The sequence below is a fragment of the Ornithinicoccus sp. genome, from assembly GCF_057176825.1.
The window spans coordinates 3,692,125-3,708,133 of sequence record NZ_CM169976.1; the positions used below are offsets into that span (position 1 = coordinate 3,692,125).

17 protein-coding genes are annotated in these 16,009 nt (G+C 71.7%); 8 read left to right on the forward strand and 9 right to left on the reverse strand.

The annotated features are described in order from the left end of the window. The first annotated feature begins 80 nt into the window (after window positions 1-80). From purD to purL, 5 genes are read left to right on the forward strand one after another with little or no spacing between them, the layout of a single operon-like run. On the forward strand, window positions 81-1,358 hold the full coding sequence (purD, locus tag AC1QRC_RS18355) for a phosphoribosylamine--glycine ligase (protein WP_484204668.1): 1,278 nt from the start codon (window positions 81-83) through the stop codon (window positions 1,356-1,358). After that, window positions 1,355-2,338, forward strand: a complete 984-nt coding sequence (locus tag AC1QRC_RS18360; RefSeq protein ID WP_484204669.1) for a phosphoribosylaminoimidazolesuccinocarboxamide synthase — start codon at window positions 1,355-1,357, stop codon at window positions 2,336-2,338. Before purD ends, AC1QRC_RS18360 begins: the two co-directional genes overlap by 4 nt. 54 nt (window positions 2,339-2,392) lie before the next feature. Further along, window positions 2,393-2,707 (forward strand): phosphoribosylformylglycinamidine synthase subunit PurS, encoded by a 315-nt coding sequence (purS, locus tag AC1QRC_RS18365; RefSeq protein WP_484206692.1) that lies wholly within the window; start codon window positions 2,393-2,395, stop codon window positions 2,705-2,707. Further along, window positions 2,704-3,375: a phosphoribosylformylglycinamidine synthase subunit PurQ gene (gene purQ / locus AC1QRC_RS18370; protein WP_484204670.1), complete on the forward strand. Its 672-nt coding sequence runs from the start codon at window positions 2,704-2,706 to the stop codon at window positions 3,373-3,375. The genes purS and purQ overlap by 4 nt, the downstream gene beginning before the upstream one ends. After that, window positions 3,372-5,687 carry a phosphoribosylformylglycinamidine synthase subunit PurL gene (gene purL / locus AC1QRC_RS18375; protein ID WP_484204671.1) on the forward strand — a complete coding sequence of 772 codons (2,316 nt, stop codon included), beginning with the start codon at window positions 3,372-3,374 and terminating at the stop codon, window positions 5,685-5,687. The genes purQ and purL overlap by 4 nt, the downstream gene beginning before the upstream one ends. A gap of 31 nt (window positions 5,688-5,718) precedes the next feature. On the opposite strand, the gene AC1QRC_RS18380 is transcribed toward purL, so the two are convergent. After that, window positions 5,719-6,192, reverse strand: coding sequence for a hypothetical protein (locus AC1QRC_RS18380; RefSeq protein WP_484204672.1), 474 nt, complete (start codon window positions 6,190-6,192; stop codon window positions 5,719-5,721). 74 nt (window positions 6,193-6,266) lie between these two features. Here AC1QRC_RS18380 and AC1QRC_RS18385 point away from each other — a divergent pair, with 74 nt between their 5' ends. Then, entirely contained in the window at window positions 6,267-6,857 is a 591-nt protein-coding gene (locus AC1QRC_RS18385) for a TetR/AcrR family transcriptional regulator (RefSeq protein ID WP_484204673.1), read from the forward strand. Here the strand turns inward: AC1QRC_RS18385 and AC1QRC_RS18390 are convergent. Beyond that, window positions 6,826-7,371, reverse strand: a complete 546-nt coding sequence (locus AC1QRC_RS18390; protein WP_484204674.1) for a GNAT family N-acetyltransferase — start codon at window positions 7,369-7,371, stop codon at window positions 6,826-6,828. The genes AC1QRC_RS18385 and AC1QRC_RS18390 overlap by 32 nt on opposite strands. Before the next feature lie 97 nt (window positions 7,372-7,468). Here AC1QRC_RS18390 and AC1QRC_RS18395 point away from each other — a divergent pair, with 97 nt between their 5' ends. Next, window positions 7,469-7,861, forward strand: coding sequence for a VOC family protein (locus AC1QRC_RS18395; RefSeq protein ID WP_484204675.1), 393 nt, complete (start codon window positions 7,469-7,471; stop codon window positions 7,859-7,861). A 6-nt stretch (window positions 7,862-7,867) separates the two neighbouring features. Here the strand turns inward: AC1QRC_RS18395 and AC1QRC_RS18400 are convergent, their stop codons facing one another. The 7 genes from AC1QRC_RS18400 to AC1QRC_RS18430 all read right to left on the reverse strand — a co-directional run bounded on the left by AC1QRC_RS18400 (window position 7,868) and on the right by AC1QRC_RS18430 (window position 13,720). Then, complete coding sequence (locus AC1QRC_RS18400; RefSeq protein ID WP_484204676.1) at window positions 7,868-8,290, reverse strand: VOC family protein; 423 nt, start codon at window positions 8,288-8,290, stop codon at window positions 7,868-7,870. Between the two features lie 56 nt (window positions 8,291-8,346). Further along, window positions 8,347-9,636: an adenylosuccinate synthase gene (locus AC1QRC_RS18405; protein WP_484204677.1), complete on the reverse strand. Its 1,290-nt coding sequence runs from the start codon at window positions 9,634-9,636 to the stop codon at window positions 8,347-8,349. Between the two features lie 93 nt (window positions 9,637-9,729). Next, window positions 9,730-10,710, reverse strand: a complete 981-nt coding sequence (locus tag AC1QRC_RS18410) for a hypothetical protein (RefSeq protein WP_484204678.1) — start codon at window positions 10,708-10,710, stop codon at window positions 9,730-9,732. 166 nt (window positions 10,711-10,876) lie between these two features. Next, a complete protein-coding gene (locus AC1QRC_RS18415; RefSeq protein ID WP_484206693.1) occupies window positions 10,877-11,293 on the reverse strand; it encodes a DUF3151 domain-containing protein in 417 nt (138 codons plus the stop codon). Window positions 11,294-11,319: 26 nt separating this feature from the next. Beyond that, on the reverse strand, window positions 11,320-12,348 hold the full coding sequence (fbaA, locus tag AC1QRC_RS18420; protein WP_484204679.1) for a class II fructose-bisphosphate aldolase: 1,029 nt from the start codon (window positions 12,346-12,348) through the stop codon (window positions 11,320-11,322). 59 nt (window positions 12,349-12,407) lie between these two features. Then, window positions 12,408-13,055 carry a TrmH family RNA methyltransferase gene (locus tag AC1QRC_RS18425; RefSeq protein ID WP_484206694.1) on the reverse strand — a complete coding sequence of 216 codons (648 nt, stop codon included), beginning with the start codon at window positions 13,053-13,055 and terminating at the stop codon, window positions 12,408-12,410. Between the two features lie 32 nt (window positions 13,056-13,087). Beyond that, the gene (locus AC1QRC_RS18430; protein WP_484204680.1) at window positions 13,088-13,720 is read right to left on the reverse strand and encodes a DedA family protein; all 633 of its coding nucleotides are present in this window, start codon (window positions 13,718-13,720) and stop codon (window positions 13,088-13,090) included. A 228-nt stretch (window positions 13,721-13,948) separates the two neighbouring features. Between AC1QRC_RS18430 and AC1QRC_RS18435 the strand changes: the two genes are divergently transcribed. Beyond that, on the forward strand, window positions 13,949-15,952 hold the full coding sequence (locus AC1QRC_RS18435; RefSeq protein WP_484204681.1) for a sunset domain-containing protein: 2,004 nt from the start codon (window positions 13,949-13,951) through the stop codon (window positions 15,950-15,952). Window positions 15,953-16,009 lie beyond the last annotated feature (57 nt).

The window sequence follows — 16,009 nt, forward strand, 5'->3', positions numbered from 1 at the left end:
TTCCCCTGGTTGTGCTCCCGACTTCCTGCGCCCGACCCGATCGGGCTGCTCGGCGGGCGAGCCGACTATCGTGGCCCCCCGTGAAGGTCTTGGTGATCGGCTCCGGTGCCCGCGAGCACGCCATCGTCCGAGCGCTGGCGGCCGACCACGAGGTCGACGCGGTGCTCGCCGCCCCCGGGAACCCGGGCATCGACCTGATCGCCCGGTGCCTGCCGGACTGCGGGTCGATCTCCGACCCGGCGGCCATGGCGGCGCTCGCGGTCGAGGTCGAGGCGGACCTGGTGGTCGTGGGGCCCGAGGCGCCGCTGGTGGCCGGGGTGGCCGACGCAGTCCGCGAGGCCGGCATCCCCTGCTTCGGGCCCTCCGCCGCGGCCGCGCAGCTGGAGGGGAGCAAGGCGTTCGCCAAGCAGGTCATGGCCGCGGCGGGGGTGCCCACGGCGCTGGCCTATGTGTGCACGACCGAGGACGAGGTCGCGCAGGCGCTGGACGCCACCGGCGCCCCCTACGTCGTCAAGGACGACGGTCTGGCCGCCGGCAAGGGCGTGGTGGTCACCGAGGACCGGGCGGAGGCCGCCGCGCACGCCGCCGCGTGCCTGGCCAAGCCGGACGGCAGGCTCGTGGTGGAGGAGTTCCTGGACGGCCCCGAGGTCTCGCTGTTCTGCATCACCGACGGCACCTCCGTCGTGGCTCTGGCGCCCGCACAGGACTTCAAACGCATCGGCGACGGGGACACCGGCCCGAACACCGGGGGCATGGGCGCCTACAGCCCCCTGCCCTGGGCGCCCGACGACCTGGAGGACGACGTCCTCGAGCGGATCGCACGCCCCACAGTCGCCGAGATGCGACGTCGCGGCACCCCGTTCGCGGGCGTGCTCTACGTCGGGCTGGCGCTCACCGGCCGGGGGCCGCGGGTGGTGGAGTTCAACGCCCGGTTCGGCGACCCCGAGACCCAGGTGGTGCTGGCCCGGCTGCGCACCCCCCTGGGCCAGCTGCTGCTCGCCGCGGCCGAGGGACGGCTCGAGGAGATGCCCGCACCGCAGTGGCACGACCAGGCCGCCGTCACCGTCGTCCTGGCGGCCGAGGGCTACCCACAGACCCCGGTCACCGGTGCCCCGCTCAGCGGGTTGGAGGAAGCCGCCGAGCTTGAGGACGTGCACCTGCTGCACGCCGGCACCAAGGGCACGGCAGAGGGACTGGTCGCCTCCGGCGGCCGGGTGCTGTCCGTGGTCGGTGTGGGCGCCGACCTGGCGGCCGCGCGGGACAGGGCGTATGCCGGGGTGCAGCTGATCGGGTTCCCCGGCGGTCAGCATCGCCGGGACATCGCCGACCGGGCCGTCCGCGGCGAGGTGTGGTCGTGACCGCCGGTGGGGACGGGCTCCCCGGCGAGCTGGCCGGGCACGTCCCCGTCTACTCCGGCAAGGTGCGCGAGTTGTTCGCGCCGCTGGACCCGCAGACCGGGCTCGCCGACGAGACACGGTTGCTGCTGGTCGCCTCGGACCGGATCTCGGCCTACGACTACGTCATCGACAGCCCGATCCCGGACAAGGGAGCGGTCCTGACCCAGCTGTCGCTGTGGTGGTTCGACCAGCTCGCGGATCTCGTCGACAACCACGTCCTCTCGGCCGACGTGCCCGCTGCCGTCGCCGGACGCGCGCTGTACGTGCGCCGGTTGCGGATGCTTCCGGTCGAGTGCATCGCGCGGGCGTACCTGACCGGCGGTGGGCTGGCCGAGTACCGGTCCGGTGGCGCCGTGAGCGGCGTGACCCTGCCGCCAGGGCTGGAGGACGGCTCACGGTTGCCGGAGCCGGTGTTCACCCCCACCACCAAGGCGGCGGTGGGCGAGCACGACCTGCCGATGACCTACCAGGAGGTCGTCACCCAGCTGGGGCCTGCACTGGCCGAGCGGGTCCGCGACCTGACGGTGGCGATCCTGTCCCGCGGCAACGAGATCGCGGCGCAGCGCGGGATCCTGATCGCCGACACGAAGGTCGAGTTCGGGGTGGATCCTGCCGCGGTCGGGACCGATCCGGACGGGGAGGTCGACTGGGCCTCCCTCGACCCGGAGGCGGTGCAGGTGGTGCTGGCCGACGAGGTTCTCACGCCCGACTCGTCCCGGTTCTGGCGGGCCGCGGAGTGGGCCCCCGGGCAGACCCAGACGTCCTACGACAAGCAGGTCCTGCGGGACTGGCTGACCTCGGCCGAGAGCGGCTGGGACCGTTCCTCCGGGCAGGCTCCTCCCCCGCTCCCGGAGGAGGTCGTGCGACTCACCCGGGCCCGCTACGTCGAGGCCTACGAGGCCCTGACTGGGCGGCCGTTCACCCCGCATACAATCGGCTGACCGATCCCAACACCCCTTCAGGAGCGCCCCGTGGGCACCGTGATCGTCGACGTCATGCCGAAGCAGGAGATCCTCGACCCCCAGGGCCAGGCCGTCGCAGGTGCCCTCGACCGTCTCGGCCTCGGCCGGTTCCGTGACGTGCGCCAGGGCAAGCGGTTCACGCTCACCGTGGACGGCCCCGTGACCGAGGAGGTGCTCGCCGCGGCCCGTGAGGCGGCGGAGACGTTGCTGAGCAACCCGGTGATCGAGGACGTGGTGTCGGTCCGGGCGCAGCAGGACGTCGAATCGGTCCGGGCGCAACAGGACGTCGAATCGGTCCGGGCGCAGCAGGACGTCGAATCGGTCCGGGCGCAGGAGAGTGACCGGTGAGGGTCGGGGTCGTCACCTTCCCCGGGTCGCTGGACGATCACGATGCCCAACGTGCGGTGCGGTTGGCCGGCGGCGAGCCGGTGCAGCTGTGGCACGGCGACGCCGACCTCCGGGGGGTCGAGGCGGTGGTGCTGCCGGGCGGCTTCTCCTACGGCGACTACCTGCGCTGCGGGGCTATCGCCCGGTTCGCGCCCGTCATGGACGAGGTGATTCCGGCTGCGCGTGGCGGCCTGCCCGTGCTGGGGATCTGCAACGGGTTCCAGGTGCTGTGCGAGTCCCACCTGCTGCCGGGCGCCCTGGTCCGCAACGACCACCAGCAGTTCGTCTGTCGCGACCAGCGGCTGCGGATCGAGCGCACCGACACGGCCTGGACCGCCGACTACGAGCAGGACCAGGAGATCGTCGTGGCGTTGAAGAACGGCGAGGGTGGCTACGTCGCCGACGAGGCCACGTTGGACGAGCTCGAGGGTGAGGGCCGGGTCGTGGCCCGCTACCTGGAGGGCAACCCGAACGGGTCGTTCCGGGACATCGCCGGCGTGAGCAACGCCCGCGGCAACGTGGTCGGTCTGATGCCGCACCCCGAGCACGCGGTCGAGCCGGGATTCGGGCCCTCCCTGGACGGGCTGGGGTTCTTCACCTCCGTGCTGCGCCAGGTGGTGAACGCGTGAGCACCACCCAGCCCACGGCATACCACCCGGACACCGTCGCCGACGCGGTGGCGGACCCGCACGCGGTGCAGCCCTGGGTCGAGCTCGGGCTGAAGGAGGACGAGTACGCCCGGATCCGCGACATCCTCGGGCGCCGCCCGACCAGCGCCGAGCTGGCGATGTACTCGGTGATGTGGTCCGAGCACTGCTCGTACAAGTCCTCCAAGGTGCACCTGCGCCAGTTCGGCGAGAAGACCACCGAGGCGATGCGCGAGCACCTGTTGGTCGGCATCGGGGAGAACGCCGGCGTCGTCGACATCGGCGACGGCTGGGCGGTCACCTTCAAGATCGAGAGCCACAACCACCCCAGTTACGTCGAGCCCTACCAGGGTGCGGCGACCGGCGTCGGCGGCATCGTGCGCGACATCATGAGCATGGGCGCCCGCCCGATCGCGGTCATGGACCCGCTGCGCTTCGGCGCGCTGGACCACCCCGACACGGCCCGGGTGCTGCCCGGCGTGGTCGCCGGCATCGGCGGCTACGGCAACTGCCTCGGCCTGCCCAACATCGGCGGCGAGGTCGCCTTCGACGCCTGCTACCAGGGCAACCCGCTGGTCAACGCGCTGTCCGTCGGCTCCATGCGGGTCGAGGACATCCACCTGGCGAAGGCCTCGGGGGTCGGCAACCTCGTCATCCTGTTTGGCGCCAAGACCGGCGGCGACGGCATCGGCGGTGTCTCCGTGCTGGCCTCGGAGACCTTCGACGACGGGGGCCCCAGCAAGCGCCCGGCCGTGCAGGTGGGCGACCCGTTCGCCGAGAAGGTGCTCATCGAGTGCTGCCTGGACCTGTATGCCGCGGGTGTCGTGGTCGGGATCCAGGACCTGGGCGGTGCCGGGCTGAGCTGTGCCACCAGTGAGCTGGCCTCCAACGGTGACGGCGGGATGCGGGTGCAGCTGGACACGGTGCCGCTGCGCGACTCCTCGCTGCGCCCCGAGGAGATCCTGATGTCGGAGTCCCAGGAGCGGATGATGGCCGTCGTCGAGCCCGCCCGGCTCGAGGAGTTCATGGCGATCGCCGACCGGTGGGACGTCGAGGCCACCGTGGTGGGCGAGGTGACCGACGGCACGAACCTGGAGGTCTACTGGGGCGAGGACCTCATCGTGGACGTGCCGCCCCGGTCGGTGGCCCACGACGGGCCCGTCTATGAGCGCCCGCTGGCGCGGCCCGCCTACCTGGACGAGCTCCAGGCCGACGGCGCGGCGGGGTTGGCCCGTCCGGGCGACGGCGACGGCGACGGCGACGGCGACGGACTGCGGGACGCCCTGCTCGCCGTCCTGGCCCACCCCAACGTCGCCGACACCACGTGGGTCACCCAGCAGTACGACCGGTATGTGCGCGGCAACACCGCCCAGGCGATGCCGGACGACGCCGGGGTGGTCCGGGTCGACGAGGAGAGCGGGCGCGGGGTCGCCATCTCCACCGACTGCAACGGGCGCTTCGCCAAACTCGACCCGTATGCGGGGGCGCAGCTCGCGCTCGCGGAGGCCTACCGCAACGTCGCGGTCGCCGGGGGCCGACCGCTGGCCGTGTCGGACTGCCTGAACTTCGGCTCCCCCGAGGACCCGGGCGTGATGTGGCAGTTCAGCCAGGCCGTCACGGGCCTGGCCGACGGGTGCGTGGAGCTGGGCATCCCGGTCACCGGGGGCAACGTGTCGTTCTACAACCAGACCGGCGACGTCGCCATCCACCCGACCCCGGTCGTGGCCGTGCTGGGCGTGCTGGAGGACGTGGCCGACCGGAACCGCTCCGGCTGGGACGCGGCAGGAGAGGCGCTGTTCCTGCTCGGCACGACCCGTGAGGAGCTGGACGGCTCGGTCTGGTCCGAGGTGGCCCACGGGCACCTCGGTGGGCTGCCGCCGTCGGTCGACCTGGGCGCGGAGCAGCTGCTGGCCGACACCGTGCTGGCGGCTTCGGCTGCCGGCCTGGTCCAGTCCGCCCACGACCTCTCCGAGGGCGGCCTGGCCGTCGCCCTCGCCGAGGGCGTGCTGCGGGAGGGCGTCGGGGCCACCGTGTCCCTGGCCGCCCTGCGCGAGCGGGACGGTGTCGACGACTTCACCGCGCTCTTCAGCGAGTCCACGGCACGCGCCCTGGTGAGCGTGGCGGGCGACGCCGCCGAGGCGTTCGCCCTGCTCTGCGCCGAGCAGGGACAGGCGGTCGTCCGGCTCGGGGACACCGGCGGCACGGACCTCCACGTGGACGGCGTGTTCCGGGTCCCGACGCAGGAGCTGCGGGCCGCCAACACCGGGGTCATCGAGGCGGCCCTGCTGGGCTGAGCCTCCCGGGACACTGGGTCTCCCGGGGCACTCAGCCCAGCAGGTTCACCCCGTAGGAGGCCAGCACACCGAAGGCGACGCCCCACAGGATGATGGAGACCACCTGCCAGGCGATGACCGCGTTGCGGGAGGCGCCGAAGGAGACCATCGCCCCCGAGGTGATCTGGCTGGGCAGGATCGTCTGCCCGACCAGGCTGACGCCCGCGACGCCGTACCTGTCGAACGCCCGACGCAGCTTCTGCCGCCGGGGGGACTCCTGGGCCAGCTCCTCATCCCCCTTCACCTTGCGGCGCACCGCGTGGGCCCCAAGGACCACCACCAGCATGGAGACGACGTTGCCGACGACCGCGGCCCCGATGGCGACCGGCAGCGGGAGGCCGGCGAGCACGCCGATCACGGCCCCGAAGTAGGACTCGACGAACGGGATCGCCCCAGCGGCGATCACCCCCAGCCACTGCAGCCAGGTGGGCAGGGACGCGGTGAAGTCCTGGAGCGACTCGATCATGCCTCGATGTTAGCACACTGTACTAGTACGGCGTGCTAGTACAGTGTGCCCAGGACGACGAGGAGGTGCCTTCCGTGGGTGACCGTAGGGAGCAGATCGTGCAGGCGGCGCGCAGCATCATGGCCGAGGGCGGGGTGGACGCACTCAGCGTGCGCAGCACCGCGGCCCGCGCCGGGATCGGAGCCAGCACGCTGCGGCACTACTTCCCCACCCAGCACGCGCTGTTCGACGCCGTCGTGGGGGCAGCATTCGACGAGGAGGTGGACGATCTGCGGATCGCCGACTCCGATCTCCCCGCCGCGGAACGACTCCTGGAGTGCCTGGTCCAGTTCCTGCCCCCCGCGGACACGGACGTGGCCACGCTCCTGGGGTGGCTCGGCATGTACACCGCGGCCCTGGGCCCGGACCGTACGGAGCAGGGGGCCCGGGCGCTGACCAGCCTCACCGCGCTGGGGCGACGCCGAGTCCGGGGATGGCTCGCGGTGCTCGCCGAGGAGGACCGGCTGCGGCACCAGGACCTGGACGTTCACACCACGGTGCTCACCACCTACCTGGACGGGCTCTGCCTGGCCCTGCTCACGCCGGGGCCCGAGCCGATGTCGGTCCACCAGGCCCAGGACCTCCTGGGGGACGTCATCGAGGCGATGGTGGTGCGTCCCGCCTGATGCCGAAGAGCTCGCACTCCACGTTGTAGTACCGATCCGTCGTGCCACGATGCTCCATCCCCAGCCGTCGGCATACGGCCTGCGAGGCGGCGTTGTCGGCGTAGGTGACGGCCAGGATCTCCGTCAACCCACCGGACCACCCGTGCGCCAGGACCCGGACCGCCGCCTCCGTGGCATAACCCCGGCCCTGGGCGTCGGGGTGCAGGTGCCAGCCGATCTCGACGTCGCCCGACGGCGACAACGGCTCCGGGCCGGAGGCGGGCAACACCTTCAGCAGCACCGAGCCGACCGGGCTCTGCGCTCCGTGCGGCACGATCGCCCAGACGCCGTAGAGCGAATCATCCGACGCCAGCCGGTCCAGGGCCTGTCGGGACTCGTCGGGCGACGTCAACGCCCTGGGCCGACTCCCCAGGAAGCGGGCGACCTCCCACCGCGAGTAGATGTCGAAGTGCGCGGCAAGGTCGGTCGATTGCCACCGGCGCAGCGTGAGTCTGGGGGTGGTGAGGGTCGGCACGGTCCTAGTCTCGCGGCACCATGTCGATTCCGGCAGGGCCCGGCCGTCATCACCGTGACCGGGCGCAGGGCCCGGCGCGAACCGGAGGAGCAGCAGGATGACCGAGAGCACGCCCGCCCCCCTGAACACCGTCACCTGGTGGGAGATCCCGACCAGCGACCTGGCCGCCGGGAAGGAGTTCTACAGCTCCGTGCTGGGCTGGAGCTACGCCTCCTTCGGCGACGACGACAACTACGCGGGGATCCTGCGCGGCGAGGACCTGATCGGCGGGCTCCACCGCGTCGAGCCGGACACCCCGACCACCTCCCCCGTGCGGATCTACATCAACGTCGCGGACCTCGAGGCGACCCTCGAGGCCGCGCAGGCTGCCGGTGGGTCGGTCCTCACCACCCGCACCGAGGTGGGCGGCGACATGGGCTGGTGGGCCGAGATCGCCGACCCCGACGGCCGGTGGCTGGGCCTGTGCACCGGGAGACCGGCCGCCGGCTGAGGTCGTTCATGCCCCGTCCAGCGACTCCTGGACCTCCGCGGGCGACAGGGTGACCGGGGTCTGCACCAGCCACTCGTGGCCGAACGGGTCACGGACCCGGCCGGCGCGAGAGCCGTAGGGCTGGTCGGCGACCGGGAAGACGACGGTGGCACCGGCCCGGACTGCTGCGTCGGCCACGCCGTCGGGGTCGTCGGTCGTCACCGAGAGCACCACGCCGGGGTGGCCGAGCGTGGCCGGGGAGGGGTCGTGCTCGTCCTCGTCCTTGAGCTCCACGGCGTGCCCCCAGAGGTCCAGGAGTGCGAAGACGACCAGGTCGCCCATCACGAACCGTTGCACCGTGGTGGCGCCGAACGCCTCCTGATAGAAGGCGATCGCCTGGTCGGCGCCGCGGACGACCAGCTTCGGGCTGAGTGCGACATGCTGTGTCATGACCCCAGCATGCCGCGGGGCCGGCCACGTCCGCTTGGACGTTCCGGCGGACTGCCTCAGCCGCCGAGGAGATCGTGGCGCTGGATCGTCTCCTCGCGCCCCGGACCGACGCCGATCGCGGACACCCTGGCCCCGATGAGCTCCTCTAGCCGGAGCACATAGCGCTGCGCGTTCTCGGGGAGCTCCTCGAAGGTGCGACACCCGCTGATGTCCTCCCACCAGCCTGGCACCTCCTCGTAGATCGGGGTGGCGTGGTGGAAGTCGGACTGGTTGACCGGCATCGTGTCGTGCCGGGTCCCCTGCACGTCGTAGGCGACGCAGATCGGCACGGTCTCCAGACCGGTGAGCACGTCGAGCTTGGTGATGACGAAGTCGGTGACCCCGTTCATCTGCTGGGCGTACCGGCCCACGACCGCGTCGATCCACCCGCAGCGTCGGGGCCGCCCGGTGGTGGTGCCGTACTCGTCCCCGGTCTTGCGCAGGAACTCGCCGTGGTCGTCGTGCAGCTCGGTCGGGAACGGGCCCTCGCCGACGCGGGTGGAGTAGGCCTTCAGGATCCCGATCACCCGGTCGATCCGAGTGGGGGCCACGCCCGACCCGGTGCAGGCGCCCCCGGCCGTGGCGTTCGAGGAGGTGACGAACGGGTACGTCCCGTGGTCGACGTCCAGCAGGGTGGCCTGGCCCGCCTCGAACAAGACGGTCTGCCCCTCGTCCAGCGCCTCGTTCAGGACCAGTGCCGTATCGGTGACCATCGGCCGGATCCGCTCGGCGTGCCGGAGCAACTCGGCCATGACCTCCTCGACCTCCACCGCCCGGCGGTTGTAGATCTTGGCCAGCACCTGGTTCTTGACGTCCAACGCGGCGGTGACCTTCTGGCGCAGGATCGACTCGTCATACAGGTCCTGCACGCGGATCCCTACCCGGTTCATCTTGTCCGCGTAGGTGGGTCCGATCCCGCGGCCCGTCGTCCCCAGCTTGCGACTGCCCAGGAACCGCTCGGTCACCCTGTCCAGCACACGGTTGTAGGGCGGGATCACGTGCGCGTTGGCGCTGATCACCAGCTTCGAGGTGTCCACGCCACGCTCCTCGAGGCCGTCCAGCTCCTCGATGAGGACCCCGAGGTCCACGACGACGCCGTTGGCGATCACGGGCGTGCAGCCCGAGGTGAGGATGCCGCTGGGCAGCAGGTGGAGGGCGTACTTCTGGTCGCCGATGACCACGGTGTGGCCGGCGTTGTTGCCACCGTTGAACTTCACCACGTAGTCGACCCGGCTTCCGAGCAGGTCGGTGGCCTTGCCCTTCCCCTCGTCGCCCCACTGGGCGCCGATCAGGACGATTGCAGGCATGCGGGGAATCCTTGTCGTCAGGGTGTGCTCGGACCGGGACAGCCTACCCAGCCACCCGCGATCCGGCCTCTCTGCGCCGGGGGCAGCGCAGGATCAGTTCCCGATGATGCCGCGGCGTGCCACGGCCAGACCCAGCTGGAACCGCGTCTCCACGCCGTGCTCCACCATCATCGCCGCGATTCTGCGGCGCAGCGTGCGCAACCCCAGGCCGAGGTGCCGGGCGATCGCCTCGTCCTTGAAGCCCAGCGCCAACAATTCCAGGACCTTCAGGTCCTGCTCGGCGGTGTCGCCGTCGTGGACCGCGTCCGCCCGGCGCCACATCGACTCGAACAGCACCGCGATGAGTGAGACGAGGGCGGGCAACCTGATGAGCAGATAGTCGGAGTTCGAGTTCTCACCCCCGGCGGCATCGATCAGCACCGCGGCAGTCCCGAACACCGCGAACTCGACGGGCACGTCGGCCAGGTACCGCTGGCTCTCGCCCTCCGCGGCCCGGGCCTCGGCGAACGCGTGCCAGTGGGGATCGGTCAGCACCCACATCGGGAAGATCGACCGGTGCTCGCGACCCTCCGCCAGGGAGTCCCGGAGCGACTCCTGCACGTCGCTGTCTCGCCCCGACCCGTACTGCAACTGGGCCGTCACCTGCACGACCGGACCGGAGGAGCTGCGGAGCAGCAGGTCCACGACGCCGGCGGCTTCCGCGCGGGGCACGTCCTCCCACGGGGGCATCCGCGGGCCGGTGAGCTGCAAGCCCCGCCGGTAGTCGGCCTCGAAGACCGACATGGCCTGCCGCAGACCGAGCAGCTGGGAACGTCGCTCGTCGAGGGCGGACTCCTCGATGGCCAGCAGCCTCCCCAGGCTGCCGCGGGGATCGTCGGCCCGCAACAACCCATCATGACCCCGGCGGACCAGGCGCAACCTGATCAGCTCGGCCAGCACGTGTCCCGCCCGCGCGGAGCTCCAGCCCAGCTCGTCCGCATGCTGCTCCAGGGTGGCCGGCAACTCCCGCAGCACCCGTCGGAACAGCAGTTCTGCACCGGGACTCAGCACCGACCCCGGTTGTTGAGCATTCACCCGTGGCAGGTTAGTGCCACTGGCAGACTAATGTCACGTTTCGCCCTAGTCATGGGAGATAGTGGGGACCGACTCGGGCATGTCGACAGGGGACGCGAACGCCCGATGAACGGGGGGCGCGGCCGAGGCCGGTGGCTCTCCAGCACCGGCGTCGGCCGCCCTCATGTCAGGCTCGTTCCACACCCAACTCGGCTGCGGCCTCCGCCGAGGAGTCGGCCAGGAACGTGGCACACCGCTGCTGCTCGTCGACTTCACCGATCTCTCCCGCGGCGCGGCTCAGCGCAGCCAACGCCCGGAGGAAACCCCGGTTGGGCTCGTGGGACCAGGGCACGGGCCCCTGCCCCTTCCACCCCGCGCGGCGCAGCGAGTCCAGGCCCCGGTGGTACCCGGTGCGGGCGAAGGCATAGGCCTCCACCACGTCACCGTCTGCCAGGGCGTCCTCCGCCAGGACCGCCCAGGCCAGGCTCGAGGTCGGCACCCGCGGGGCCACCTCCCGCGGGTCCACGCCGTTCGCCAGCGGTGAGCTCGCGGGGTCCTCCGGCAGGAGCGTCTCGGGGATTCCCAGCAGGTTGCCGTCGGTCATCTTGGCGTTGCCCCCGGCGATCCCGCTCACTGGTGCTTCCCGGCCGAGCGCAGGTTCTCACAGGCTTCGACCACACGGGCCGCCATCGAGGCCTCGGCCTCCTTGCCCCAGCTGCGCGGGTCGTAGAGCTTCTTGTTGCCGACCTCGCCGTCGATCTTGAGGACACCGTCGTAGTTGCTCAGCATGAAGCCGGCCACCGGACGGGTGAAGGCGTATTGCGTGTCGGTGTCGACGTTCATCTTCACCACGCCGTAGTCGACGGCGTCGCTGATCTCCTGGGCACTGGACCCCGACCCTCCGTGGAAGACCAGGTCGAACGGCAGCGAGCCCGCCTCCAGGCCCTTGGCCTGCACGACCGCGTCCTGGGCCGCCTTGAGGATCTCCGGGCGCAGCGTGACCCCACCGGGCTTGTAGACCCCGTGCACGTTGCCGAACGTCAGCGCCGTCAGGTAGCGCCCCTTCTCCCCCAGCCCGAGAGCCTCGACGGTGGCCAGCGCGTCCTCGGGCGTGGTGTAGAGCTTGTCGTTGATCTCGTTCGCGACGCCGTCCTCCTCGCCGCCCACAACCCCGATCTCGACCTCGAGGATGATCTGCGCCGCCGCGGCCTGCGCGAGCAGCTCCTCCCCGATCTGGAGGTTCTCGGCGAGCTCCACAGCCGACCCGTCCCACATGTGCGACTGGAAGTAGGGCAGCCCACCGTTCTTGACCCGCTCCGCGGACGCCGCGATGAGCGGCCGGACGAAGCCGTCCAGCTTGTCCTTCGGGCAGTGGTCGGTGTGCAGCGCGATGTTGACGTCGTAGTTCTTGGCGACCTCCTCGGCATACGCGGCGAAGGCCAGCGAGCCGGTGACCATGTTCTTCACGCTCGGCCCGGACAGGTACTCGGCGCCTCCCGTCGATACCTGCACGATGCCGTCACTGCCGGCGTCGGCGAAGCCGCGGATGGCCGCGTTCAGCGTCTGGCTCGAGGTGACGTTGATCGCCGGGTAGGCGAACGAACCGGACTTGGCCCGGTCCAGCATGTCGGCGTAAACCTCGGGGGTGGCGATGGGCATGGATCCTCCTCGATCACGTCGCCGGGTGGCGACTCACCGGCGATGAAGCTACGTGGCCCTCATGCTTCCACACCCTGGTCGAACACGTGCTGGCGCACCCAGGCGTGCATCGCGATGGCCGCAGCCGCCCCGGCATTCATCGAGCGGGTGGAGCCGAATTGGGCGATCTCCAGCACGACGTCGCACGCGGCCACCGCCTCCGGCGTGAGCCCCGGCCCCTCCTGGCCGAAGAGCAGCACACACTCCCGGGGCAGGACGGTCGTCTCCAGGGGGCGGGAGCCCGGGACGTTGTCCACACCGATGACCGGTATGCCGTGTCCGTCTCCTTGCTCGTCCGCCCACGAGCGCAGGTGCGCCACGTCGGGGTGGTGGTGCTCGTGCTGGTAGCGGTCGGTGACCATCGCTCCGCGCCGGTTCCAGCGACGCCGGCCCACGATGTGGAAGGCCGCGGCATTGCAGGCGTTGGCGGTGCGGATGACCGAGCCGATGTTGAAGTCGTGGCCCCAGTTCTCGACGGCGACGTGGAAGCCGTGCCGACGCGTGTCCAGGTCGGCGACGATCGCCTCGTGGCGCCAATACCGGTAGCCGTCGACCACGTTGCGCCGGTCCCCCTCACGCATCAGATCCGGGTCCAGGTGCGCCGGGAGCTGCCCGTCCGGTCCCACCGGCCAGTCGCCCTCCCACGGACCAACCCCGACCTTCGGCATACCGTCGTCGTGCGGTCGACCCTCCGTCAGGTTCACGCCCGCTCGGTGCGCGAGCGCACCCGGTTGACCAGCCACCAGGCGAACAGCACGACCACGACGACGATGACGACCTTCTGGAAAACCCCGGCGTAGTCCTCGACCACGTGCCACCGCTCACCCAGGTAGTAGCCGGCCATCACGAAGATGCTGTTCCAGATGAGGCTCCCGGCCAGCGTCAACAGGGTGAAGATGCCGATCGGCATCCGCTCCACCCCTGCCGGGATGGAGATGAGACTGCGGAAGATCGGGATCATCCGGCCGAAGAACACCGCCTTGCGGCCGTGCCGGTCGAACCACGCCTCCGTGCGGTCGAGGTCACCCATGTTGGTCAGCGGCAGTCGGCCCCAGATGGCCCGCAACCGGTCCCGGCCCAGCGCCACCCCCAGCGTGTAGAGCGCCAGCGCGCCGACCACGGAGCCCGCTGTCGTCCAGAACAGGGCCTCCGCGAGGGAGAACTGGTCGCCCCTGCTGGCGGTGAAGCCGGCCAGCGGCAGGATCACCTCGCTGGGCAGCGGCGGGAAGAGGTTCTCCAGGGCGATCGCCAGACCGGCCCCCGGCCCTCCGAGGGTCTCCATCAGGTCGACGGCCCAGCCGGCCACGCCGGTGAGCTCCTCGCCGTTGCTCATCGATTCTCCAGGTTCTGGTGCGGGTCAATAGCAGGTCCGGATCGGGTCCGTCACGGGTCGGCATCGGGTGAAGGGACCCTGCGGCCGGCCAACCCTCGGGGCCCCCAACCGTAGTCGGATCGCCCGATTCGCACTAACGTGAGTCGCTGACGTGCCTCGACAGCAGTCGGGGGGCTCCTCGCGGCGCCGCCAGTGGCGGCACCGCCCGAGAGAAGAGGACGGTTTGTGATGGGTGATGTGACGTGGTGGCTGGTGCTGGTCTTGTTGCTGGTGCTGATCGGTGTCGCCGTGTGGCTGTTGCTGCGGCGCCCAGCGGGTGGGGACTCTGCCGGTGCCGGCTCGACGCAGTCCCAGCAGGGCCAGACCTCCGGCGACTCCGCCGGCTATGCCCAGGGGACGGGCGCCGCGCCTGAGGCAGCACCCACCGGTGCTCCCGGGGCGGCAGGACCTGCCGGCGGCGGGGCCGCGGCCGCGGGAACCGGTGCCGCCGCGCCCTACGACCAGGCTGCGGACGACACGGCGTACGCCGCGGACGCCGACGCCGGGGCGACCGGGCAGGGGTACACGGAGCAGGACCACACGCAGCAGGAGTACACCGAGCAGGACTACACCGAGCAGAACTACACCGAGCAGCAGGCCGCCGAGCCCACCTACACCGACACCGCCACCGGCGACCAGGTGGCGACCGGCCCGGAAGCCTCCTACGACGAGGGTGCTGAGCAGGCTCCCCAGGCCGAGGGCGGCGACCAGTGGGCCCAGCCGACCGACACCGCCGAGGACGGAGCGGGCGCCGAGGGCACGTACGGGGAGACCACGGGCGCGGAGGCCACGTATGCCGAGCCCGGCTACGGCGAGGCTCCGGCCACGGAGGCCCAGCCGCAGGAGACGTGGGCCGAGCAGACCTCGGAGGGTGCTGAGCAGGCGCCGCAGGCCGATGACGCTGAGGTCTACCCGCCCGTGAGCGACGGGACCGGGGCCGACACCGCCGGCGGCGACGCCGCGCAGGGCGGCGACCAGTGGGCCCAGCCGACCGAGACCTCCCAGGGCGACGCGGGTGCACCTGCCGGCGACGCCTGGGCGGCGCCCACCGAGACGACCGACACCGGAGCGGGCACCGAGCCCGCCTACGGTGAGGCACCGGCGGCGGAGGCACCGGCCACGGAGGCCCAGCCGCAGGACACGTGGGCCGACCAGTCTTCCGAAGGCGGCGAGGGCACCGAGGCTCCTGCCGGCGACGCGTGGGCCGCACCCTCTGAGGCCGAGAACACCGACACCGGCGCCAGCGGCGCTGTCGCTGGTGGCGCTGTCGCCGGTGGCGCTCCGGTTGGCGGTGCTGCCGCTGGCGGCGACGCTGCTGACGGTGACGCCTGGGACGCTGGCACGGATGCGGGCACCGACACGGGCGCAGCCCCCTACGGTGACGCCGGTGGCGAGTCCGCCGGCGAGGCGTGGGCCGCACCCGCCGGGACCGAGGCCACCGAGACCGTCGACGGCGGCGCTCCAGCGGGCGGCGACGCCTGGGACGCCGGCACCGACGAGGTCGTGACCGACGCCGGTGGCGAGTCCGCCGGCGACGGGTGGTCCGCACCGCAGGACAGCGACGCCAGCGAGCCCAGCGGCGGGTACGGCGCTGCCGCCGCCGGTGCGGGTGCCGTCGGAGCAGGTGCCGCCGGAGCAGGTGCCGCCGGAGCCGCCTACGCCGCTCGGGACGACGAGGCCACCACCGCCGAGACGACGGCCGAGGAGCCCGCTCCGGCGAGCTACGACGACCCGGTGCAGACCCAGGCCGACTTCGGCACCGAGGACACCGGTCAGGTCGACAGCGGCGCCGGTGACTTCACCTCGACCGAGGACACCGGCACGGGATACGTCGATGTCGGCTCCGCGGAGCAGGAGGGCAGCGAGCAGGTGGACGCCGGTCAGGCTGACCCCGTCGAGACCCAGGCCGACCAGGTCGCCCCCGCCGGCGACTATGGGTATGACGAGGCGCACGCGGGTGCCGACGCGGGCGGGGCCGGTTTCGCCCAGGGATCGTTCGGTCCGGGCTCCGCCGATCCGGCCGAGGACGGCTCCGGCCCGACCGGTTGGGCCATCAAGGGCAACGCGGGCTCGATGCTGTTCCACACCCCGGAGTCGCCGTCGTACGAGTCGTGCCGCGCTGAGGTCTGGTTCGAGTCCGAGGAGGCCGCCAAGGCCGCGGGCTTCGCCCACTGGGACCGCAAGCAGCGCTGACGTCGCACAGCTGGCCCGTACGGCCCCGGTCGGAGTGATCCGACCGGGGCCGTACGC

What these genes read in the sequence shown, in the direction of transcription:
- purS (WP_484206692.1), top strand. Translation starts at nt 2,393, where the DNA reads ATGCCGAAGCAGGAGATCCTCGACCCCCAGGGCCAGGCCGTCGCAGGT.
- AC1QRC_RS18380 (WP_484204672.1), bottom strand. Translation starts at nt 6,192, where the DNA reads ATGATCGAGTCGCTCCAGGACTTCACCGCGTCCCTGCCCACCTGGCTG.
- AC1QRC_RS18395 (WP_484204675.1), top strand. Translation starts at nt 7,469, where the DNA reads ATGACCGAGAGCACGCCCGCCCCCCTGAACACCGTCACCTGGTGGGAG.
- AC1QRC_RS18400 (WP_484204676.1), bottom strand. Translation starts at nt 8,290, where the DNA reads ATGACACAGCATGTCGCACTCAGCCCGAAGCTGGTCGTCCGCGGCGCC.
- AC1QRC_RS18405 (WP_484204677.1), bottom strand. Translation starts at nt 9,636, where the DNA reads ATGCCTGCAATCGTCCTGATCGGCGCCCAGTGGGGCGACGAGGGGAAG.
- AC1QRC_RS18415 (WP_484206693.1), bottom strand. Translation starts at nt 11,293, where the DNA reads ATGACCGACGGCAACCTGCTGGGAATCCCCGAGACGCTCCTGCCGGAG.
- fbaA (WP_484204679.1), bottom strand. Translation starts at nt 12,348, where the DNA reads ATGCCCATCGCCACCCCCGAGGTTTACGCCGACATGCTGGACCGGGCC.
- AC1QRC_RS18425 (WP_484206694.1), bottom strand. Translation starts at nt 13,055, where the DNA reads ATGCCGAAGGTCGGGGTTGGTCCGTGGGAGGGCGACTGGCCGGTGGGA.
- AC1QRC_RS18430 (WP_484204680.1), bottom strand. Translation starts at nt 13,720, where the DNA reads ATGAGCAACGGCGAGGAGCTCACCGGCGTGGCCGGCTGGGCCGTCGAC.
- AC1QRC_RS18435 (WP_484204681.1), top strand. Translation starts at nt 13,949, where the DNA reads ATGGGTGATGTGACGTGGTGGCTGGTGCTGGTCTTGTTGCTGGTGCTG.